This window comes from Aeromonas sp. CU5 (assembly GCF_002586745.1).
Classification (GTDB): domain Bacteria; phylum Pseudomonadota; class Gammaproteobacteria; order Enterobacterales; family Aeromonadaceae; genus Aeromonas; species Aeromonas sobria.
Window position 1 is genome coordinate 465,791 of the sequence record NZ_CP023817.1, and the last position, 19,473, is coordinate 485,263.

The window sequence follows — 19,473 nt, forward strand, 5'->3', positions numbered from 1 at the left end:
TATCGAGGCATGGCCGGACAGGGCTGTCCGGCCGGTCTAAGGTGCACCATCACTCGTAGAGGTAGCAGCGCACGAAGTGGTTGTCGGCAAGCTTGGTGATAGCTGGCAGGCTCTCCTTGCAGCGGGGCATCGCCTGATTGCAGCGTCCGGCAAACGGGCAACCGCAGGATTCCGGCGTCCAGAGCGGGATCTCCCCCCTGCGGCCACCCTCCAGCTCGGCGTGGATGCTCTTCTCGGGGTCAGGCACCGCCGAGATGAGCAGTTGGGTGTAGGGATGCTGCGGGTGATGCAGAATCTCGTCCACCTCACCCCACTCCACCATGTGCCCCACATACATGACCGCCAGATCTTCCGCCACATAGCGGGCGGTGGCGATGTCGTGGGTGATGTAGAGCATGGAGACCCCCAGCTCGTTCTTCATCTGCTCCATCAGGTTGAGGATGCCGATGCGAATGGATACGTCGAGCATGGAAGTCGGCTCGTCCGCCAGCACCACTTCCGCCTCCACCGCCAGATTGCGGGCGATGTTGACCCGCTGGCGCTGGCCGCCGGAGAGCTGGTGCGGATACTTGGCCGCCGTTGCCTTGGCGGGGGTCAACCCCACCTTCTCCAGCAGGGTGTAAACCATCTCCGGCAGATCTTTTTTATCGATCACCTTGCTGTGCAGCAGCAGGGGACGGGCGATGTGGTGGTAGATGGTGTGGGTCGGGTTGAGCGAACCGAACGGATCTTGCCACACCATCTGCACGCTCTGGCGATAGTCCAGCAGGGCGGTGCCCTTGTTGAACTCCTCCAGATCGTGGCCGCGATAGAGAATGCGCCCGGCACTGAGCTTGTACATCTTGGCGATGATCTTGGCGATGGTGCTCTTGCCGGAGCCTGACTCACCGACCACCGCCAGGGCGCGGCTCCGGTGCAGGTTGAAGGTGATGTCGGACAGTGCCCGCATCTTGCCACTCTTGATGGCATTGGAGTTGATGGGGAAGTCCTTGTAGAGGTGCTGGACTTCGATGATGGGTGCATCGGTTTTGGCGATTTGCATGACAGACATCCTTAACAGCCAGCGGCCTTGTCCAGATAGATCACGGAATCTTGTTGCCGCCCCTGCTCCTCATAGAGGTGGCAGGCGGTCTGTTGCCCAGGGCGGATCTCGGTGAGGACTGTGTACTCCTGACGGCAGCGATCGTGCACCTTGTTGCAGCGGGCTTGAAAGCGGCAGCCGACCGGCACCTCCAGCAGATTGAGCGGGGTGCCGGGGATCCCTTCCAGCACGGTTTTCGGGCCGTGCAGGGGCGGGAAGGAGTTGCCGAGCCCTTTGGTATAGGGGTGTAGCGGCGCGGTCAGGATCGCCTTGGAGGGGGCCACCTCAATCAGTTCACCCGCATACATGATGCCGATGCGATCGCAGAACTCCACCATCAAGGAGAGGTCGTGGGTGATGAACAGAATGGAGAAGTTGAACTTCTCTTTCAGGGCGTAGACCTTCTGCAGGATCTCCCGCTGCACCACCACATCCAGCGCTGTAGTCGGCTCGTCCATGATCAAGAGCTCTGGGTTGAGCGCCATGGCGATGGCGATCACCAGCCGCTGGCGCATGCCGCCGGAGAACTGGTGCGGGTAATCCTTTAGTCGGCTCGGGTGGATATCGACGATGGTGAGCAGCTCTTGGGCGCGCTTGATCGCTTCGTAGCGGGTCATGCCGGGATTGTGGGCCAGCAGCACGTCGCAGAACTGCTCTTCCATCCGCAGCACCGGGTTCAAGGCGTTCATGGCAGACTGGAACACCACTGATACTTGCTGCCAGCGGTAGGAGCGCAGCCGCTCCTCGTTGTAGTGGAGGATGTTTTCCCCCTTGAACAGGATCTCGCCGCCGCTGATGTAAGCGGGCGGCTTGTGCAGCCGGGCCACCGAGAAGGCGACGGTGGATTTGCCACAGCCCGACTCACCGGCGAGACCGAAGATCTCGCCCTGTCTGATATCGAAGCTCACCGAGTTGACGGCGCGCACGTCGCCATTTTCGGTGATGTAGTCGACGCAAAGATTGCGTACTGACAGCAGGGGATGCTTGTTCATGCTGTCTTCTCCTGTGCGGCAGAGAGCGGTGTTGCGACCGGAGCGGCCAGTTTCTTCCAGCGGTTGAGCCCTTTGTGGGAGCGCAGCTGCGGGTTGGCTATCTCGTCGATGGCAAAGTTGAGCAGGGCGAGGCCAGCCCCCAGGGTGGCGATGGCGAAGCAGGGGGCGAGGATCTCCCACCAGGCGCCGATCAGGATGGCACTGGAGGTCTGGGCGTTGTAGAGCATGATGCCCCAGCTCACTACGGTCGGATCGCCAAGACCGAGGAATTCCAGGGTCGCTTCGGTGACGATGGCGTAGATGATCGAGCCGATAAAGCTCACCCCGATAATGGAGATGAGGTTGGGCAGGATCTCCACCAGAATGATGCGCCAGGCCGGCTCCCCCAGCACTTCGGCGGCGATGACGAACTCTTTTTCCCGCAGGGCCAGGGTCTGGGCACGGATGACCCGCGCGCCATAGGCCCACGAGGTCAACCCTATTATCACGGCAATCACCGTCGGTGACGCCTCCCCGATAAAGCTCGCCAGCACCAGTAGCAAGGGGAGGTTGGGGATCACCAGCACCACGTTCATCAAAAAGGTGAGGCATTCATCGATCATGCCGCCGAAGTAACCGGCAGTGATGCCAATCGCCACCGCCAGGGTGCAGACCAGGATACCGGCACTGAAACCAACCAGCAGCGAGACCCGTGCGCCGTTGGTGAACTGGGCCCAGATATCGTGGCCCATGCGGGTGGATCCCATCACGAACTCGGCACTGGGCGGCTGGTGCGGGCGAGCCACCCGTTTGGTCGGCTCGTTGCTGGCCAGTATCGGGGCAAAGATGGCCATCAACACGAAGGCTACTACTATGGCGAGGCCACAGGCGGCTTTGCGGTTGCCCAACAAGATTTTCAGAATAGTCGGCATACGCATCTTATTTGCCTCCTGAACGCAGACGGGGATCCAGGAAGACGTAGAGCACGTCGGCCAGGAAGTTAAAGGTGAGCATGGTGATGGTCATGATGAGCAGCTGCCCCTGAATCAGCGGGTAGTCGCGCGCCAGAATGCCCTGATAGAGGGTCAGTCCCAGCCCCGGGTAGTTGAAAATAACCTCGGTGATGAGGGAGCCACCGATGACGAAACCGAGCGCCATGGAGAGGGCGGTGACGCTGGGCAGAATGGCGTTGCGGGCGCCGTAGTTGAAGATCACCCGGTTGCTGGAGAGCCCCTTGGCCTTGGCCATGGTGATGTAATCCTCACCGAGCAGGTTGATCATGTTGTTGCGCATGGTGATGAGAAAGCCCCCCACCTGCACGATGGCCAGGGTCAGCACCGGCATGATGGCGTGGGTCATGATGCTCTTGATGTGCTCCCAGCCCCAGTCAGCCGGGATCTCCGGGCTGTAGGCATAACCGATGGGCAGCCACTCCAGGCTGACCCCGAACAGGAACAGGGCGAGCAGGGATACCACTACCGGCGGAATGGCCTGCATCACCAGGGTGAGCGGGGAGAGAATACTGTCCATCCGGCCACCGCGATACCAGGCGGCGAAGATGCCGACGATGGAACCGATGGAGAAGCTCAGAATGGTGGAGGTGCCGACCAGAAACAGGGTCCAGCCAATGGCACGGCCCAGCACGTCAGAGACCTGCTGCGGGTAGAAACGCACCGAGGTGCCGAGATCCCAGGTGAAGACGCTCTTCACATAGGCGAGAAATTGGGTGCCGATGGGGCCGTCAACAAAACCGAAGGTGGCTTTGAGGGCTTCCAGGGCGGCGGGTTCCATCATGGCGCCAGCGCGGGCAAACATCACGGAGACAGGATCCCCAGGCATGGCTCGGGGTAACAGGAAGTTGATGGTGGCGGCTACCAGAAAGGCAACCAGGTAGAAGGAAAAGCGTCTCAGTATGAATCCCATGATAGTACCTTTTACTGCAAGCCTGCCCCGCGTCGGGTATAGCTACCCCAACCCCGGCAGAGCCGGGCAAGAAGGGGATTAACGGGGAAGATGGCCCCCCGCAGGGGGCCGGGATTGTTTAGCTGTTTGGCTTGAGGGACAACACGTGCAGCAGACGCTCAGGGGTGTCCGGGTGGAGCTGAGGTTTGGCTACCGGGTTATCAGCACTGAACCAGCCGTTGAAGCGCTTGGTGCTGTACTCATACCAGGTCGGGTTGTTGAAGACCGGAATGATGGTCTGGTTGGCACCAACACGATCCTGGATGGCGAACATGATCTCCTTCTGCTTGGCCGCATCGGCGGTCTGGGTAAAGTCATCGATCAGCTGGTCGAGGGCCGGATCCTTGTAACGGGGGGCGGCGAAGCGGTTGCCACGGTCACCCATGTTGCGGGAGTGGAACGCGGTCTCGAAGTACTTGTGCGGGTTGGCACCGGCAAAGTAGCCCTGCAGCGCCACGTCAAAGTCACCAGTGATCAGGTTCTCGGTCCAGACGGTTGCTTCCGGGGTGGAGGTCTTGGCGTTCAGACCCAGCGCCTGCAGCCCCTCTACGCCGATCTGCACTGTGTTGACCCAGTCAGTCCAGCCGTTCGGAACCAGTACCTTGAACTCGATCTTTTTGCAGCTCGGGGTGTCGAGGAACTTGTCGCCGTCACAATCCTTGTAACCGGCCTCTTTCAGCATGGCCTTGGCGGCTTCCAGATCGAACTTGTTGTACTTGCCGTACTTCTTGTCCACTTCCGGGTTGTTCCAGGAGTCGAAGGCTTTGCCCAGACCTGACGGGTATTCGTTGACGGTGGGGTAGCCATAGCCCGCGATATCCACCATGGACTGGCGGTCCATCGCCATGGAGAAGGCGCGACGGAAGTTGATGTCGTTGAAGGCTTCGTTGTTGCCCGGGTTCTTGGTCTGGAAGTTGACGTTGAAGGCGACTGTGCCGGAGGCCGGGAACCAGTATTTGTTGTTCTTCGGATCGTTGCCGACATAGAGGCGCTCGATATCCGGTACGAAGGAGCCGAACCAGTCGATGTCACCCTTCATGACCGCTGCCAGCACCTGGTCGTTGGTGGCCATTTGTGGCATGCGCAGGCAGTCGATGGCCAGGTTGGCGTTATCCCAGTAATGCGGGTTGCGGCACTGGGTATAGAGCTGGGCGGAGAAGTTGTCCACTTCGGTGAATGGGCCGGTACCGACCGGTTTGTCGTTGGTGAAGGCAACCGGGTCTTTCACCGATTTCCACTGATGCTCCGGCACTATGGGCACCAGCACCAGATCATTCACCACGTTGGTGTTGACCTCGGTCAGGTCGAACTTGACCTTGTTGGGGGCCAGCTTCTCGACGCTCTTGATCTGGGTCCAGATTGAGCGCTCATCCAGCGCCTTGTTGGCCTTGACCAGATTGAAGGAGAAGATGATGTCATCGGCATCAAAGGCTTCGCCGTCAGACCACTTCACGCCGTCACGCAGATCAAAGGTGACGGATTTCAGGTCATCGCTGAACGCATAGTTGGTGGCCAGACGATAGACGGGTTTGCCCCCTTGCATATCGTTGAAGATCACCAGCGGTTCATAGATGAAGTGGCGGGTAGTGTGCAGCAGGCCCGCTTGCAGGAAGGGGTTGAAGTTCTTAACCCAGGCGGTCTCTTGTTGCGCGACCATGGTCAGTACGGTTTTGTTGTCTGCGGCCATGACGTTGCTGGCAGCGCCGGCAAGCATCATGGTTCCCAGCATTACAGCGGTAGAGATTTTGGATACTTTGGCAAGCATATGTTTTCCTTTCTTATTTTTTGGCATTCCTGAGGGATTCGCCTTGTTTTGTGTGAGCACCGACGTCGCATGCTGAGGAGGTCGGCCCTCGGTGTTGGTCAGGTGTCTAACCTTTGTCGTTCTGTTTTCCAACGCCCTTAGCAAACCAGACTTAACAGAAAAACAACAACTATTGATTTCGTTGTTTCCGTAAAAATCGACGAGGTTACGTCAAATTCGTCAAAATCCATTTTTATCAGTTTAAAGTCATGGACTTATGTTATTTGCCTTTGCGTAAGAAGTGGCTGTAAAAAAGCGGTAGATGACAAATTTGTGAATTGGATCTGCTCGCTGTTGCAGGGCTTTACGAGGCTTTGTTTTGCGCAAAAAGAAACCGGCTTGCCAATTGTGACCCAGCGCCCGTTTAGGGCACAGGGTCACACCTTGCGATTGGCGAGTTGACGCAGGGTTTGGGCGCTGTGTTGCAGCTGCTGGCGCTGGTGGTCATTGAGCGGGCAGTGACCCAGCACGTACTCGGTGGTGGCCACTACTGTCTTCCAGCGCGGTGATTTTGGCAGGGTATCCAGACTCAGGTATTTATCGAGGGTGCGGGTCTGCGGGCTGGACCTGTCCATATAGACCCGCCACAGCTTGCTCTTCTCTGCCAGCACCAGTTTGCCTTTGCCAGTGCCCTGCTGCCAGGCATCCAGGGTGAGCTGCATGGTCTCTACCAGCGCCCGGCGCAGCGGCTCGTCATCCTGCTGACGAATGAGGTCATCGGCCAGCGAGCGGAACTCGCCGCCAAGGCGGCTTAACTCGCCCAGCAGCTGCTCATCTTCGATGATGGCCTGCCTGGAGAGGTTCTTGAGGGCATTTTCCAGCGCCATCACCCGGTTCTCATCCTGACGCAGCTCGGTGGTCAGGGTGAGGGCAAAGGCCGCCTGTCCCCCCAGTGAGATGGGCAGGGCGCGGGCATTGAGCACGTCTTTCTGCCCGGCCACCAGAAACTCCAGATTGTGCTCCCGCTCACTGGTGAGGTTGGGCCACTGCTGTTGCAGCGGAGTGGCCAGCCACTCATCAAGGCGTTGCCCCTCCATGGCTGTCGGCTGCTGGCCCAGCAAGCGCGCCAACACCCGGGAGGCAAACAGCACTGTGCCCTGCTCGTCGATGAAGATCATGGGGTCGGCCCCTTCGCCGAGCAGGGCCAGCAGCCGCTGCTGATCCTGATGGAGCCGATCCTGCAAGGTAAGGCGATGTTCGATCTCCTGTTTCAGCAGCCGGTTTTCCACCAGTGAAGCGCGGCCAGCCTTGGCCTCCAGCAGCGCCTTGACCCGGGCAAACAGCTCCTCCTTGCAGAAGGGTTTGACCAGATAGTCGTTGGCACCGGCATCAAAGCCCTCTTCGATATCCTTGGGCTGGTTGAGGGCGGTGAGCAGCAGCACCGGCAGCATCTCTTTCGGGTGCTGCTGGCGCAGGCGGCGGCAGACGTCAAAACCGGAGAGGGTCGGCATCATCACATCGAGCAGAATGAGATCGACCGGCTCCTCGGCCAGTTTGGCCAGTGCATCGTGGCCGTCGCTACTGGGCAGAATGCGGTAACCGCAGGGCTGCAGCAGATGGCGCAGAATGTGCAGGTTGATGGGCTCGTCATCCACCACCAGAATGAGCGGTGCACCTTCGGGGGGAGGGGGCAGATCGTCGCTCTCCCAGTCCGGCAGGATCAGCGGCTGCTGGCGCACCAGTTGATGCTCGATCTGGCGGCTGTCGAGGGTCAGATTGGCGGCTTTGCCGGTGGCCAGCGGCAGGGTAAAGGCGAAGGTGGAGCCGACGCTCGGTTCGCTCTCCACAAACAGTTCGCCTCCCATCAGATGCACCAGCTGGCGGGTGATGGAGAGGCCAAGGCCAGCCCCCTGCTTGCTCACCTCCGGGCTCATCTGTACCAGCGGTTCGAAGATGTGTTCCAGATACTCCGGGGCGATGCCGATGCCGGTGTCGGTCACCTTGATGCGCAGGAAGTTGTTCTCGACGATGGCACTGAGTACCACCTTGCCTTGCGGTGTGTACTTGATGGCGTTGCCCACCAGGTTGTAGAGCACCTGTTCGAGCCGCTGTTCGTCGGCCTGTACCGGCGGCAGTTCGGCCGGGCTGATATCCACCAGCGTGAGGGGTTTGGCCTGCACCAGATGCTGGCAGAGATCCAGTACCAGCCGGATGACCCCTTTGGATGAGACTGGCTGGGGATGGATCTCCAGCTGGCCGTAACGCATCTGGTGGTAGTCGAGCAGATCGTCCACCAGACGGGCCAGGCCGTCGGCACTCTTGATGATGAGGCCAAGCTGCTTTTGCTGCCCTTCCGTGAGGCTCTGCTGGCTGGCTAGCATCGACTCTGCCATTCCCTTGATGCCGTGAATGGGGGTGCGCAGCTCGTGGGAGGTGTTGGCCAGCAGTTCATCTTTGAGCTTGTCTGCCTGTTGCAGGCTGAGGTTCTGCTTGTGGGTCAGCTTGACCTGTTGTTGCAACTCCTGGGTCTGCTGCTCGATCAGTTCGATTTTATCCTTCACCGAGCGCTGCATATGGCGAAACGCTTCCGCCAGCCGGTCGATGTCATCGCCGGTACGCTCGATGGCGATGGGGTGATCCAGCGCGCCGTCAGCCACCTGCTCGGCCGCCGCAGTCAGGGAGCGCAGCGGAGCGGTGATGGAGTGGGAGAGCCAGCGGGAGAAGAGGATCAGCAGCAGTACCGAGCCCGCCCCCAGCACGATCACCAGGGTTTCCAGCTGACGGATCGGGGCATAGGCTTCCCGGGTGGAGATCTCGGCGATAAAGGCCCACTCGGTGTCGAACACCTTGACCTGGGTGTAGGCGGCCAGCACCTCGTCATCCTGATAGGATCTGAACAGTCCGACCCCTTGCTCACCCGATAGTGTTTTGGTGATCAGCGGGGTTTGTAATGGCCTGAAATTGGGGTTGAAGCTGTTCTCGACGCTGAACTCCGGTGCCAGCCAGGCATCGGCGCGCATCCGTTTGTCGGAGCCAATCAAAATGGTCTCGCCGGTTTCTCCCAGTCCTTCCCGCTCCGCCATGATCTGGTTGAGCTTGTCTGGCAGCAGTTCGAAAATCACCACCCCGCGTACATAGTCGTACTGCATCACGGGCGCCGCCATGTAGGCCACTATCTGGCCAGTCAGTTCATTGCGGCCAAAATCGGTAAATTCGAAAATCTGCTGTGGCTTTTGGCCACCATCGAGGCGGCGCTTGATCTTGGCGAAGGTCTGGCCCAAGCCACTGCCCTGATAGGGGCCGGAGAGCAGATTGGTGGCAAAGTTAGGGTGCTTGGTGACCGAATAGACCACGTCACCGTTGAGATCCACCAGAAAGATGTCGCTGTAGTTGGACTTGCGCACCATATCGGCATAGCCGCGATGAAAGCGCTGATGGACCCGGCCATACATTTCATCAGCCAGGATCACGGCACTGATGGAGGGCTCGATCTCCACCTGTGGTTCCGGTTTTTGCAGTTGATCCCAGGAGCCGGGCAGATAGCGGGCCTGGGCGCGGGAGCGAGCTTCCTGTGGTGTGGTGCCGAGCTGTTCGAAGGCGCCGGTGAAACCGTAGAAGCGGCCGATACTGTTACCGGCAAAATCCTGTTGGGAGAAGTTGATAATCTGCTCTTTGAGGTTGTTGAAATAATCCTCGAGCTGACTCTTCTTGATATTACGGACCGAGACCAGATGGTTGGAGGTCTGGGTGGTGAGGTCCTTGCCGTGGCTGTAGAGGAAGAAGAGGGTGATGACCAGGAATGGCACCATCCCCAACATGAAAAAAGCCAGCATTAGCTGCGGCCTGAGTCCACGAAGCTTGAAGATCCATTTCATCTTGTGATTTTCAATTGAGAATCCGGTTATTAAGCCGTTCAAGTTTCGAACTAAAGCCTAATCATTTCAATGACTTTATCCCAAATTCGCTTGGTTGGTCACAGCTGGGTGAGGAAATTTACAGCAAACCGTTTAAACCCTGAGCAAACAGTTGGCCAGGGGGCTTAAAATGACAAAAAAGGGTTGTGCTGGCGCTCGTGATACGTATAATTCGCCTCGTTGTCAGGCAACTGGCACGCGGCAATAAAGCGGGAATAGCTCAGTTGGTAGAGCACGACCTTGCCAAGGTCGGGGTCGCGAGTTCGAGTCTCGTTTCCCGCTCCAATTTTCCATCGCACCAACGATGGATATCACTTTCAAGACAATCAGTCTTGTCAGCATGGCGCGTTAGCAAAGCGGTTATGCAGCGGATTGCAAATCCGTTTAGTCCGGTTCGACTCCGGAACGTGCCTCCATATTTTTCCTCTCCTTTGTAATAAAATCCTTTATCGGTTCCTCGTGGTCAGTATCCTTGCTGAACCAGCAGTTGTTCGCATCCTGCCTGTTTCCACTCCCGCTCAAGATAGTGGCTGACATCAGTCATGTTTTGCCCCCGATATTGAAACTGCACTTCGGTATTGCGTTGGTTGAGATCTGCCATCTGTTGTTTCAGTGCACCGCATTGCCACAGACTGACGGTGGGCACGCCCCGTTCGGCCAACACGATGGCATCGTCTCTATTGAGTTGCCACTCCTCCAGTTGGGTCCAGCTCAGGGCTGCCATCAGCGCCAGCATTGCTACTTCTGTCAGTTTCATCTGTGTATCCCTTCACCATGTTTCTCCAGTGATAACTGTGGCAAAGCGCACGATTTTCGCAAATGTGTTAATTGTTGGTTAATGACGTAAATTCTTTTCATAAAATCCATCAAAGCGCCCTTTTTTATGAAAAAAGAGGTCATTTCTGTAGTAATCCTACATGGGGAGGAGTAATCTTTACTCAGTGGTCTTACCAGTAGGAGTTGCATCATGTTTCATCCCTTTTCCCTGACTCAGATTATTCTTCGTCGCATCTATGTACTGCTGGTGGGGACTCTGGCTTTCCCCGTGATGCTGTTTCGCAGTGATCGCGCCCGTTTTTACAGTTATCTGCACCGGATCTGGAACAAAACCAGCACCAAACCGGTGTGGCTCAAAATGAGCGAACGCGGCGAGCGGATCTTCTACTAAATCCCCTTCACGCTATTCAAAAAAAAGAGAGACAGCTGCGGCGGTCTCTCTTTTTTTATCTGTCTACGGCCAGCAGGCGCACCACATTTGAGCCATCTTGCTAGCCGGACATTGTTCACATCTTGTACTTGGCCCTGCCTGTTGGCGGGGCTTTTTTATGTCTGAAGCACCTCTTTTGATGGTGGCGGTAAAGAAGAGTAACGGGATGAAATGCGTCATATGGCGCTTTTCTTGTTCATGAATTGGTGGTCGGAATGAAAAAGTTTACCTGGATAATAGGTATTTTAAATCAACAGTTTACAAATGTTTTTTGAGCTTTTTAATTCTTTTTTGTGTTTTTTTTGAAAGGAAACGCCCCGTTTGCCGGTTCTATTGCAGGTACCCGGTTGCGACAAATCGGGGATATCAGCAACATCCAACGACATCAAAAGGAACATGAACATGAATGTTAAAAAAAGCACTGCTATCGCCTCCGCCATGACCGGTCTGCTGGCGCTGGGCGCCCAATTTATCGCGGCACCAGCAATGGCTGCCGATGAAAAGGAGAAGTGCTACGGCGTGGTCAAGGCCAGCAAAAATGACTGTGCGACCAAGAGCAGCTCCTGCGCCGGTACCGCCAAGGAAGATGCTCAGGGTGATGCCTTTGTGGTGATGCCCAAAGGGCTGTGCGAGAAGCTGGTCGGCGGTTCGCTGCAACCCAAGTAAGAGACATCGGGCAGGGGATGGCCAATGGGTCGCCCCCTGCATCTTCTCTGATTGGCGAAAGCGAGTCTTGCGATGAACCCTTTGATTGGTATCGGATTACGCACTCCCCATTACGATGAGATCCGGCAAACCCTGCCGGCAGTCGGTTGGCTGGAGGTGCACAGTGAAAATTACTTCGAACGGCACAGTCACGGTTTTCAGGTGCTCGCCGAACTGGCGCAACACTACCCCGTCAGTCTTCACGGCGTTGGCATGTCCCTCGGTTCTGCCGACCCGCTCGATCCGCACCATCTGCAGCAGTTGTCGACACTGGCCGCGGCGATCAAACCGGTACGGATCTCCGAACATCTCAGCTGGGGCAGCATTGGTGGGCGTTACTTCAACGATCTGCTGCCGGTGCCCTATACCCGCGCCTCCCTGCGCAACATGAGCGACAAGATCCAGCAGGTACAACAGACCCTGGGTTGCCGCATGTTGATTGAGAATCCCTCCTCCTATCTGCAACTGCCCGGGGAGATGAGCGAGTGGGAATTTCTGGCCGAGCTGCAGCAGCGCAGCGAGTGCGGCATCCTGCTCGACCTCAACAATCTCTATGTCAGTGCCTTCAATCACGGCTTCTCTTGCGATGAGTATCTGGCGGCGATCGATCTCGCCACCGTCGGGGAAATCCATCTGGCCGGTTATACCGAGAAGCAGCTGCCGGAAGGCTCTCTCTATATCGACACCCACAGCGCCCCTGTGGTGGCACCGGTCTGGGAACTCTATCGCCAGATCTGCCGCAAGCAGGCCATTCCGACCCTGATTGAGTGGGACCTCGAGATCCCGCTGCTGCCGGTCTTGCTGGCAGAGGCGGCGCAGGCCAGTGCCATTCTGGATGAGGCGCGTGCCATGAGTGCACCACGGGAGGTGGCCCATGGCTGAACTGACACAGCTGCAACAGCATTTTGCCGATGGTCTGCTGGGGGCGCCTGACGCTATTGCCCCTCACATCAGCTCCCGGCTCTTTTCTGCCGAATCTGTGCTGCAGGTCTATCGCAACCACTTCATCCTGAGCCTTGGCGAGGTGCTGGCGAGCAGTTATCCCGCCGTCAAGGCTATGGTCGGGGAGGACTTTTTTGCAGCGGCGGCCCGTGGCTTCGTATTGGCCGAGCCGCTCAGGGAAGGGAGCGTCATGCACTATGGCGCCGGATTTGGCCAATGGTTGGCCCGCTTGCCGACTACAACCGGACTGCCCTGGCTGGAGGAGCTGGCTCAGTTCGAATGGCAGCTTGAGCGTGCCAGTCTGCTGCCGCTGGAATCACGCTGCTGGCCAGCCGAGCGTCTGGCCGCATTATCGCCGCAACAATGGGAGCGGCTGCGGCTGTTGCCAGCCACGGATCTGCTGCTGGTTGCCAGCGATTATCCGGTGCTGGCCCTGTGGCAGATGGCGCTGCACGGTGGTGAAGCGGTGGAGGTGCTTGATGCCCCCGTCTGGCTGGCATTGAAGAAACAGCCGGATTGCCGGGTTGCCCCCTTGCCCCTGACTGCGGGTGAGTGGGCGCTGCTACAGGGTTTTCTCGCTGGTACGACGCTGGTCGATCTGCTGGCGGCCGACCCTGCGGCCAGAGAACATCTCACTCGCCTGATAACCCTTGGCCTGCTGGTGGATATGGAGGTGATGCCATGATGGCAAATAAATGGCTGGCGCTGGCCAGCTCAAGTGGTGATTTGCCGCGCTGGAGCAGTGCCGGTGTCCTGTTGCTGGCGCGGCTTTGGGTCGCCTCGGTTTTTTTCACTTCAGGCTGGCTCAAGCTGACGGCGTGGGATTCCACTCTCTATCTGTTTGAATCCGAGTATCAGGTGCCCCTGCTGCCCTGGTTGTGGGCTGCTTATCTGGGTACGGCGATCGAGTTGTTGCTGCCGCTCTTCCTGCTGGCGGGGCTTTTTACTCGCCCGGCCGCCTTGCTGCTGTTTGGCTTCAATATCATGGCGGTGATCTCCTACCCGACCCTCTGGGCGGGTGGCTTTTACGATCACCAGTTGTGGGGCTGGATGCTGCTGACCCTGATCATCTGGGGCGGCGGTGTGCTGAGCCTGGATCACTGGCTGACACGTCGCAGCCATTGATTTATCAGTGATTTCCCCAATGACAAAGAGCGCCACAAGGCGCTCTTTGTCATAATGACGACCGGCGAAATTTCCCATGAGAGAAAAGGAGCAACCCATGATCATTCGTCAGGCAAGGGCCGCAGATATTCCCGCACTGGTGGCGTTGCGCATGGAGCTGTTTTGTGAGGTCGGTGAGCTGGTGACGCAGCAGGCAGACCCGGCCTTGTGGCAGGCCACCCTTGACTATTTCACCCGGGCGATGAGTGAAGAGAGTGCTTTATCCTGGCTGGCTGAGGCCGATACGCAGGAGGGCGGCAAACAGATCGTGGCGGCCGGGACGCTGGCATTGTTTGAACGGCCGCCCTATCCCGGCAATCTGGCGGGGTGGAGGGGTATCTGCTCAACATGTATATCCTACCGGAATGGCGTCGGCATGGGCTCGCCACCGCCTTATTCGATGCTATTACTGCTTATGCCAAGGCTCGTGAGCTGGGAAAGAGGATATCGAGCTGATTGACCAGCTGAGTCATGGGGACGTGGCGGAAGATGGCCATGCCGATGATGGTCCAGACCAGTCGCTCCATGGGCATACGGCGACGGCGCAGGGTAGCGACCCCCTCTTCGTCGAGCAGAGTGGTGATGAGCTCGTTGGGAATGAGGTCGGAGAGTGACTCAAACTGGGCAGCCTTGCTGGCGTGGAGGAAGTCGAGAGCCTGTGCGATACGCATAAAAAATCCGAAACCAATCAACAGGTTTCGGATTTTTACACATCAGGAGGATCGGTCAATGGATCCTTAACTGATCGGCATTACTGCTGCGGTGGTCTCTCTTTTTTTATCTGTCTGCGGCCAGCAGGCGCACCACATTTGAGCCATCTTGCTAGCCGGATGTTGTTCACATCTTGTACTTGGCCCTGCCTGTTGGTAGGGCTTTTTCATGTATTAAACGCGCTTAGGGGGTAGGTATGCGGCACCAGCTATGGCGACTGAGGAGAAGGAGTGACGGAGGCGTGGAGTAACTGCACAAGCAAAAAGAGGCAAAGACGCAGGAGGCAATCAGCCTAGTAAAGTGTGTCGTCGGGTCGCAGGGAAGGGAGATGGTCAGGATTGGCTATATGTGCCGGTTGGTGCTGAATGGAGCCTGTTGCGTAGGGTAACCATTGCACCTGTTAGTTTAAAATCCTGCGCATATCAGAAACTGTGAATTTTAATGTGGTTAACATGGTTATAAATCCACATAGATCACAGATATACACGCCAGCAGGCGGTAGGATGCCTCGACTGGCACTAACAATAAGCGAGAAAAATAACCATGCACTTCACTCTCAAACTGAGCGCGGTGGCAGTACTGCTTGCGCTCTCCGGATGCCAAAGCAGTGACGACAGTACCCCCGGTGATGTCAATCTGCGGCTGATGGAGACCTCCGACATTCACTCCAACCTGCTGAGCTTCGACTACTACCAGAACAAACGAGATGACTCACTGGGTCTTGCCCGCACGGCCTTGTTGATCAAAACGGCCCGTGACGAGAACAGCAACAACCTGCTGATCGACAACGGTGACCTGATCCAGGGTACTCCCCTGTCTGATTATGTCTTTGCCCAATACAAGGGCGATCCTGATTATCTGAACAAGTCGGCAGGTCACCCCGCCATCAAGGTACTCAACGAACTGAAATATGACGTGGGCAACCTCGGCAACCACGAATTCAACTATGGCCTTGAGTATCTGGCGAAAACCCTCTCCGCGGCCAACTACCAGGTCGTGAACGCCAACGTGTTCGATGGCAACACCCTCAAGCGCGGCAGTGACGGCAAGATCGACTGGAATGCCATGCCCCATCACTTCAAACCCTATGTGTTGCTGGATCGTCAGGTAAAAGATGCCAACGGCAATATGCAGACCATCAAGGTCGGTGTGTTGGGGGTGAACCCGCCCCAGATCCTCCAGTGGGATAAGCACAACCTCGAGGGTAAGGTAGTCGTGGCTGACATGGTGGAGACCGCCGAGCACTATATTCCCGAGATGCGTGCCAAGGGAGCCGATCTGGTGGTGATTGCAGCGCACTCCGGTATTACCGGCACACCGCAAGAGCCCTTGATGGAGAATGCCGCTATCTATCTTGCTCAGGTGAAGGGGCTGGACGCCCTGCTGCTGGGCCATGCCCACAAAGCCTTCCCAGGTGAGTATCCCGATATCGAGAACGTGGATAACAAAACAGGCAAGATTGCCGGTGTCCCGGCGGTTATGCCCGGCGTGACCGGTAACCACCTTGGCATCATTGATCTCAAGCTGACCCACAAGGATGGGCGTTGGCTGGTGGCCGATAGCCACTCCGAACTGCGCAAGATCAAAACGCTGCCAAGCGGTGAGGAGGATCAGGGCGTCGTGAATCTGATCCAGACCGTCCACGATGAGACCATCGAATGGCTGAGCCTGCCCATCGGTAAGTTGATCTCCCCGATCCAGAGTTTCTTCTCTGTCGCACGGGATGATGCCTCCATTCAAATCGTGAGCGATGCCCAGCAGTGGCACGTCGAGCAGATTAAAGCAGAGTGCCTGAAGCAGAACGGGCTTAATTGCGGCCTCAAGGAAGACCTGCCGGTGCTGTCGGCGGCGGCGCCGTTCCGTGGCGGGCGCAACGGTCCTAACGACTACACCTGGGTGCAGGCGGGTGACATCTCAGGGCGCAACGTTGCGGATCTTTATGTCTTCCCCAATACCGTGCAGGTAGTGAAAGTCGATGGCGCCACCGTGAAAGAGTGGCTGGAGAAGAGTGCCGTCCAGTATCGTCAGATCGACCCGAACTCCGACCAAGCGCAGTGGCTGGTGGTTGATGATTTCCGTCCCTACAACCTCGATACCATCAAAGGGGTGCGCTACGAGGTGGATGTTACCCAGCCCGCTCGCTATAACCAGGATGGCAAGAAGGTCAGCGACGGTGAGCGGATTAGCCAACTCACCTACAAGGGTCAACCGATTGATCCGAAGCAGAACTTCTATGTGGTCACCAACAACTACCGTGGCAGCGGTGGTGGCAGCTTCCCGGGGATCAACGGCAAGGTGCTGGTACACGAAGATCCGATGGAAACACGTGAAGTGCTCTCTGCCTATGTGAAAGAGCTGACTAGGGCCAACCCGGCCGGTTTTGAGGTCAAAGCCGATAACAACTGGCATCTGAAGCCATTATCCGCCAAGACCAAGGTCTACTTCTACTCCTCGCCAAACCCCGAGGTCGAGAAGCTGGCAGGCTCTGAGCTCAAGCACGTGCAAGGCGTGGTGCCCAACGATCCCAAGTTTGCCAATCATGCGATCTACCAGCTGTTAGGTCAGTAATGCCGGGCGGCCTGCGGGCCGCCTTTTCTTTTTCTGCCCCTGTGGTGCCGATCACGATGCCGTAGGGGGCAATGAACGAAGTGAATTGCACCGCTGATTTGGTAACAGGAAGTGTGATGGCTGGAAGGTCGAGGTGATTACGCGAATGTTCGAATGCGCCTCGCTATTTGAACTTGTGGCCCTGAGCATGGATCACTGGCTGACACGTCGCAGCCATTGATTTATCAGTGATTTGTCCAATGACAAAGAGCGCCATAAGGCGCTCTTTGTCATATATAGTAGCCCACGTTACCCCCATCACAGAGAGTAAGGAACAACCGATGATTATTCGTCAGGCAAGGGCCGCAGATATTCCCGCGTTGGTGGAATTGCGCATGAGGCTTTTTTGCGAAGTGGGGGAGCTGGACCACCCACAGGCAGACCCGGCTTTGTGGCAGGCGACCTTTGATTACTTTACCCGGGCTGCGGGAGACGAGAGCGCATTTTCCTGGTTGGCTGAGGCTGATAAGCAGGAGGGTGGCAAGCAGATTGTGGCGGCGGGCACCCTGGCGCTGTTTGTGCGGCCACCCTATCCCGGCAATCTGGCGGGGGTCGAGGGGTATCTGCTCAACATGTATACCCTACCGGAATGGCGTCAGCAGGGGCTCGCCACCGCCTTACTCGATGCAATTACTGCTTATGCCAAGGCTCGTGAGCTGGGCAAGGTGTGGCTGCATGCCAGCGATGAGGGGCGTCCCCTCTATGAACGGATCGGTTTTGTCACCAATCCGGACTATCTGGAGTGGAGACCTGGTGCAGGCTAGCCCGTAGATTAGCGCAGCGTAATCGGACGTTCGTGAGGCCGCTATCAAAAGTGCCGTAGGGTGCAATGAACGAAGTGAATTGCACCGCTTGTTTGGTAACAGAAAGAGTGGCGTCTGGAAGGTCGAGGTGATTACGCGGATGTCCGAATACGCTCTGCTATTCGAACCTACGTGATCGCCATCCTTGCCAGCTCGTGTTGCGTCATCCAGTACCCCGTTAGCTGTGAGCGGCCAGTTGAGTGAGATAGCTATTTACCTCTGCGCGAGTCGTGAAACGGCGCTTATCGTTTGGGAATCGTTCAAACAGCTCGCGATGGAATTGGCGGGAGCTTTTGCTGGCTCGCTGCTCATATTCCGATGCCCACACCAGCAGCTTTTGAAAGTTCTCTTCGGCTGCCATTGCATCCCGCTGCCTGGCGCTTTGTGAACAGCGCAATAGTAGTGAATCACGGCATACAGACCAGTCGAGATCCAGAAATAGCAGGGTATCGGCGGCATCAAGCAGTTGCTCGGCCAGGGCGCCAAATACCCCTTCGACCACCCATGAGGGTTCTTGAGCAAGTGTTTGAATGGCATGGTCAATTTCATGCTGGGGCCGTTTTTGGTTAAACCCGCCCGGCTGCCAGACAATGGTGTCCAGATTGACCTCGTGGAGGCGTTGTTTCCTAAATCGATGCAGCTTGAATGGAACTAATTGAAAACCCAGTGCTCTGATCACCACCATCCCCCTCAAGTCTGCATCATGGGTAAAGTGCTTCACCCCATCACCAATTGGCCTCAATACAACAGGTCTTTGATCAACCGTGGCTCTCTCACTTTCTGGGTTGATGCCGAGGCCATGGATAACTGGTTTCACCAAGACCATCACGGAAAACGGGGACGCAGCCAGCTCTACACCGACCAGAGCATCTGTACCGTTCTGATGCTCAAAGGGATTTTCAGCCTCACGCTGCGAGCCACTCAGGGGCTACTCGACTCCCTGTTCGAGCTGATGAATGTGCCGCTGTGTGCCCCGGACTACAGCTGTGTCAGCAAGCGCGCACGCACAGTGAAGGTGGCCTATCGGCAGCCCCCCAAGGGGCGCATTACCGACCTGGTTATCGACTCGACGGGTCTGAAAGTGTTTGGTGAAGGCGAGTGGAAAGTCAGAAAACACGGCGCTGAGAAACGTCGAGTCTGGCGCAAGTTGCATCTGGCGGTAGATCCGGTGACTCACGATATCGTGGCGGCAGAAGTGTCGCTGGAGAATGTGCATGACGCTGAGGTGTTGCCGACCTTGCTCAATCCTCTGCGTCGCAAGCTGGGGCGTGTTTACGCGGATGGCGCCTATGACAGCAAAGCCAGCCATCGGTTGATTGCGCGTAAAGGGGCGACGGCGTGTATCCCGCCTCGCAAGAACGCAGGGCTATGGAAAAAGGGCCATCCGAGAAATGAGGCGGTGCAGGTGATGCGCAAGGAAGGGCTGGCGCACTGGAAGAAGATATCGGGGTATCACCGTCGTTCGCTGGCAGAGACCGCTATGTTCCGGTTCAAACAGTTAATGGCAGGCCAAATCACCCTGCGAAAATACAATGGTCAAGTGGGAGAAGTGATGGCGTATGTGAGCGCGATAAACAAACTGAACACCCTTGGCTTACCTGTCAGAAAGCCCCGAGTGTAGCGGTCACCCGGGGCTGGGGAAGTCATGACTTGCTGGCTGAT

16 protein-coding genes, 2 tRNA genes and 2 pseudogenes are annotated in these 19,473 nt (G+C 57.2%); 11 read left to right on the forward strand and 9 right to left on the reverse strand.

What is annotated here, in order from left to right; all coding sequences use genetic code 11:
• Positions 1 to 49: 49 nt before the first annotated feature.
• The 6 genes from CK911_RS02100 to CK911_RS02125 form a co-directional block, all read right to left on the reverse strand.
• Positions 50 to 1,042, reverse strand: a complete 993-nt coding sequence (locus CK911_RS02100; protein WP_098968816.1) for an ABC transporter ATP-binding protein — start codon at positions 1,040 to 1,042, stop codon at positions 50 to 52.
• Between the two features lie 11 nt (positions 1,043 to 1,053).
• Entirely contained in the window at positions 1,054 to 2,073 is a 1,020-nt protein-coding gene (locus tag CK911_RS02105) for an ABC transporter ATP-binding protein (protein WP_098968817.1), read from the reverse strand.
• Entirely contained in the window at positions 2,070 to 2,990 is a 921-nt protein-coding gene (locus CK911_RS02110; protein WP_042020613.1) for an ABC transporter permease, read from the reverse strand. The genes CK911_RS02105 and CK911_RS02110 overlap by 4 nt, the downstream gene beginning before the upstream one ends.
• Position 2,991: 1 nt before the next feature.
• Positions 2,992 to 3,975 carry an ABC transporter permease gene (locus CK911_RS02115; protein WP_098968818.1) on the reverse strand — a complete coding sequence of 328 codons (984 nt, stop codon included), beginning with the start codon at positions 3,973 to 3,975 and terminating at the stop codon, positions 2,992 to 2,994.
• A gap of 118 nt (positions 3,976 to 4,093) precedes the next feature.
• Complete coding sequence (locus tag CK911_RS02120) at positions 4,094 to 5,779, reverse strand: ABC transporter substrate-binding protein (RefSeq protein ID WP_098968819.1); 1,686 nt, start codon at positions 5,777 to 5,779, stop codon at positions 4,094 to 4,096.
• A 416-nt stretch (positions 5,780 to 6,195) separates the two neighbouring features.
• A complete protein-coding gene (locus tag CK911_RS02125; RefSeq protein ID WP_172953939.1) occupies positions 6,196 to 9,633 on the reverse strand; it encodes an ATP-binding protein in 3,438 nt (1,145 codons plus the stop codon).
• 248 nt (positions 9,634 to 9,881) lie between these two features.
• On the opposite strand from CK911_RS02125, the gene CK911_RS02130 reads away from it, so the two are divergent.
• Together CK911_RS02130 and CK911_RS02135 are read left to right on the forward strand one after the other, a co-directional pair.
• Positions 9,882 to 9,957, forward strand: a tRNA-Gly gene (locus tag CK911_RS02130).
• A gap of 57 nt (positions 9,958 to 10,014) precedes the next feature.
• Positions 10,015 to 10,088 (forward strand) — tRNA-Cys (locus CK911_RS02135).
• A gap of 47 nt (positions 10,089 to 10,135) precedes the next feature.
• On the opposite strand, the gene CK911_RS02140 is transcribed toward CK911_RS02135, so the two are convergent.
• Complete coding sequence (locus CK911_RS02140; RefSeq protein WP_042020621.1) at positions 10,136 to 10,429, reverse strand: hypothetical protein; 294 nt, start codon at positions 10,427 to 10,429, stop codon at positions 10,136 to 10,138.
• Between the two features lie 210 nt (positions 10,430 to 10,639).
• Here CK911_RS02140 and CK911_RS02145 point away from each other — a divergent pair, with 210 nt between their 5' ends.
• The 6 genes and pseudogenes from CK911_RS02145 to CK911_RS02170 form a co-directional block, all read left to right on the forward strand.
• Complete coding sequence (locus CK911_RS02145; RefSeq protein ID WP_042020622.1) at positions 10,640 to 10,840, forward strand: YbfA family protein; 201 nt, start codon at positions 10,640 to 10,642, stop codon at positions 10,838 to 10,840.
• Positions 10,841 to 11,281: 441 nt separating this feature from the next.
• Positions 11,282 to 11,545: a DUF2282 domain-containing protein gene (locus CK911_RS02150; RefSeq protein WP_005334862.1), complete on the forward strand. Its 264-nt coding sequence runs from the start codon at positions 11,282 to 11,284 to the stop codon at positions 11,543 to 11,545.
• Between the two features lie 72 nt (positions 11,546 to 11,617).
• Positions 11,618 to 12,466 carry a DUF692 domain-containing protein gene (locus CK911_RS02155; protein ID WP_098968821.1) on the forward strand — a complete coding sequence of 283 codons (849 nt, stop codon included), beginning with the start codon at positions 11,618 to 11,620 and terminating at the stop codon, positions 12,464 to 12,466.
• Entirely contained in the window at positions 12,459 to 13,211 is a 753-nt protein-coding gene (locus CK911_RS02160) for a DNA-binding domain-containing protein (RefSeq protein ID WP_098968822.1), read from the forward strand. Before CK911_RS02155 ends, CK911_RS02160 begins: the two co-directional genes overlap by 8 nt.
• Positions 13,208 to 13,651 (forward strand): DoxX family protein, encoded by a 444-nt coding sequence (locus tag CK911_RS02165; protein ID WP_098968823.1) that lies wholly within the window; start codon positions 13,208 to 13,210, stop codon positions 13,649 to 13,651. The genes CK911_RS02160 and CK911_RS02165 overlap by 4 nt, the downstream gene beginning before the upstream one ends.
• Positions 13,652 to 13,748: 97 nt before the next feature.
• Positions 13,749 to 14,131 (forward strand): annotated as a pseudogene (locus tag CK911_RS02170) (N-acetyltransferase family protein); the annotation flags it as partial.
• Here the strand turns inward: CK911_RS02170 and CK911_RS02175 are convergent.
• A pseudogene (locus CK911_RS02175) lies at positions 14,131 to 14,361 on the reverse strand (transposase domain-containing protein); the annotation flags it as partial. The pseudogenes CK911_RS02170 and CK911_RS02175 sit on opposite strands and share 1 nt — an antisense overlap.
• Positions 14,362 to 14,944: 583 nt before the next feature.
• Between CK911_RS02175 and CK911_RS02180 the strand changes: the two are divergent.
• Both CK911_RS02180 and CK911_RS02185 read left to right on the forward strand, forming a co-directional pair.
• Positions 14,945 to 16,969, forward strand: coding sequence for a bifunctional 2',3'-cyclic-nucleotide 2'-phosphodiesterase/3'-nucleotidase (locus CK911_RS02180; RefSeq protein ID WP_098968824.1), 2,025 nt, complete (start codon positions 14,945 to 14,947; stop codon positions 16,967 to 16,969).
• 320 nt (positions 16,970 to 17,289) lie between these two features.
• A complete protein-coding gene (locus CK911_RS02185; RefSeq protein ID WP_098968825.1) occupies positions 17,290 to 17,772 on the forward strand; it encodes a GNAT family N-acetyltransferase in 483 nt (160 codons plus the stop codon).
• Positions 17,773 to 17,989: 217 nt separating this feature from the next.
• On the opposite strand, the gene CK911_RS02190 is transcribed toward CK911_RS02185, so the two are convergent.
• Positions 17,990 to 18,628, reverse strand: coding sequence for an AAA family ATPase (locus CK911_RS02190; protein ID WP_253860362.1), 639 nt, complete (start codon positions 18,626 to 18,628; stop codon positions 17,990 to 17,992).
• On the opposite strand from CK911_RS02190, the gene CK911_RS02195 reads away from it, so the two are divergent.
• Positions 18,515 to 19,432, forward strand: a complete 918-nt coding sequence (locus CK911_RS02195; RefSeq protein WP_098968826.1) for an IS5-like element ISAs4 family transposase — start codon at positions 18,515 to 18,517, stop codon at positions 19,430 to 19,432. The two genes, CK911_RS02190 and CK911_RS02195, sit on opposite strands and share 114 nt — an antisense overlap.
• Positions 19,433 to 19,473 lie beyond the last annotated feature (41 nt).

What these genes read in the sequence shown, in the direction of transcription:
- CK911_RS02125 (WP_172953939.1), bottom strand. Translation starts at nt 9,633, where the DNA reads ATGAAATGGATCTTCAAGCTTCGTGGACTCAGGCCGCAGCTAATGCTG.
- CK911_RS02160 (WP_098968822.1), top strand. Translation starts at nt 12,459, where the DNA reads ATGGCTGAACTGACACAGCTGCAACAGCATTTTGCCGATGGTCTGCTG.
- CK911_RS02110 (WP_042020613.1), bottom strand. Translation starts at nt 2,990, where the DNA reads ATGCGTATGCCGACTATTCTGAAAATCTTGTTGGGCAACCGCAAAGCC.
- CK911_RS02105 (WP_098968817.1), bottom strand. Translation starts at nt 2,073, where the DNA reads ATGAACAAGCATCCCCTGCTGTCAGTACGCAATCTTTGCGTCGACTAC.
- CK911_RS02150 (WP_005334862.1), top strand. Translation starts at nt 11,282, where the DNA reads ATGAATGTTAAAAAAAGCACTGCTATCGCCTCCGCCATGACCGGTCTG.
- CK911_RS02145 (WP_042020622.1), top strand. Translation starts at nt 10,640, where the DNA reads ATGTTTCATCCCTTTTCCCTGACTCAGATTATTCTTCGTCGCATCTAT.
- CK911_RS02115 (WP_098968818.1), bottom strand. Translation starts at nt 3,975, where the DNA reads ATGGGATTCATACTGAGACGCTTTTCCTTCTACCTGGTTGCCTTTCTG.
- CK911_RS02195 (WP_098968826.1), top strand. Translation starts at nt 18,515, where the DNA reads ATGGGTAAAGTGCTTCACCCCATCACCAATTGGCCTCAATACAACAGG.
- CK911_RS02180 (WP_098968824.1), top strand. Translation starts at nt 14,945, where the DNA reads ATGCACTTCACTCTCAAACTGAGCGCGGTGGCAGTACTGCTTGCGCTC.
- CK911_RS02140 (WP_042020621.1), bottom strand. Translation starts at nt 10,429, where the DNA reads ATGAAACTGACAGAAGTAGCAATGCTGGCGCTGATGGCAGCCCTGAGC.
- CK911_RS02185 (WP_098968825.1), top strand. Translation starts at nt 17,290, where the DNA reads ATGATTATTCGTCAGGCAAGGGCCGCAGATATTCCCGCGTTGGTGGAA.
- CK911_RS02165 (WP_098968823.1), top strand. Translation starts at nt 13,208, where the DNA reads ATGATGGCAAATAAATGGCTGGCGCTGGCCAGCTCAAGTGGTGATTTG.
- CK911_RS02120 (WP_098968819.1), bottom strand. Translation starts at nt 5,779, where the DNA reads ATGCTTGCCAAAGTATCCAAAATCTCTACCGCTGTAATGCTGGGAACC.
- CK911_RS02155 (WP_098968821.1), top strand. Translation starts at nt 11,618, where the DNA reads ATGAACCCTTTGATTGGTATCGGATTACGCACTCCCCATTACGATGAG.
- CK911_RS02100 (WP_098968816.1), bottom strand. Translation starts at nt 1,042, where the DNA reads ATGCAAATCGCCAAAACCGATGCACCCATCATCGAAGTCCAGCACCTC.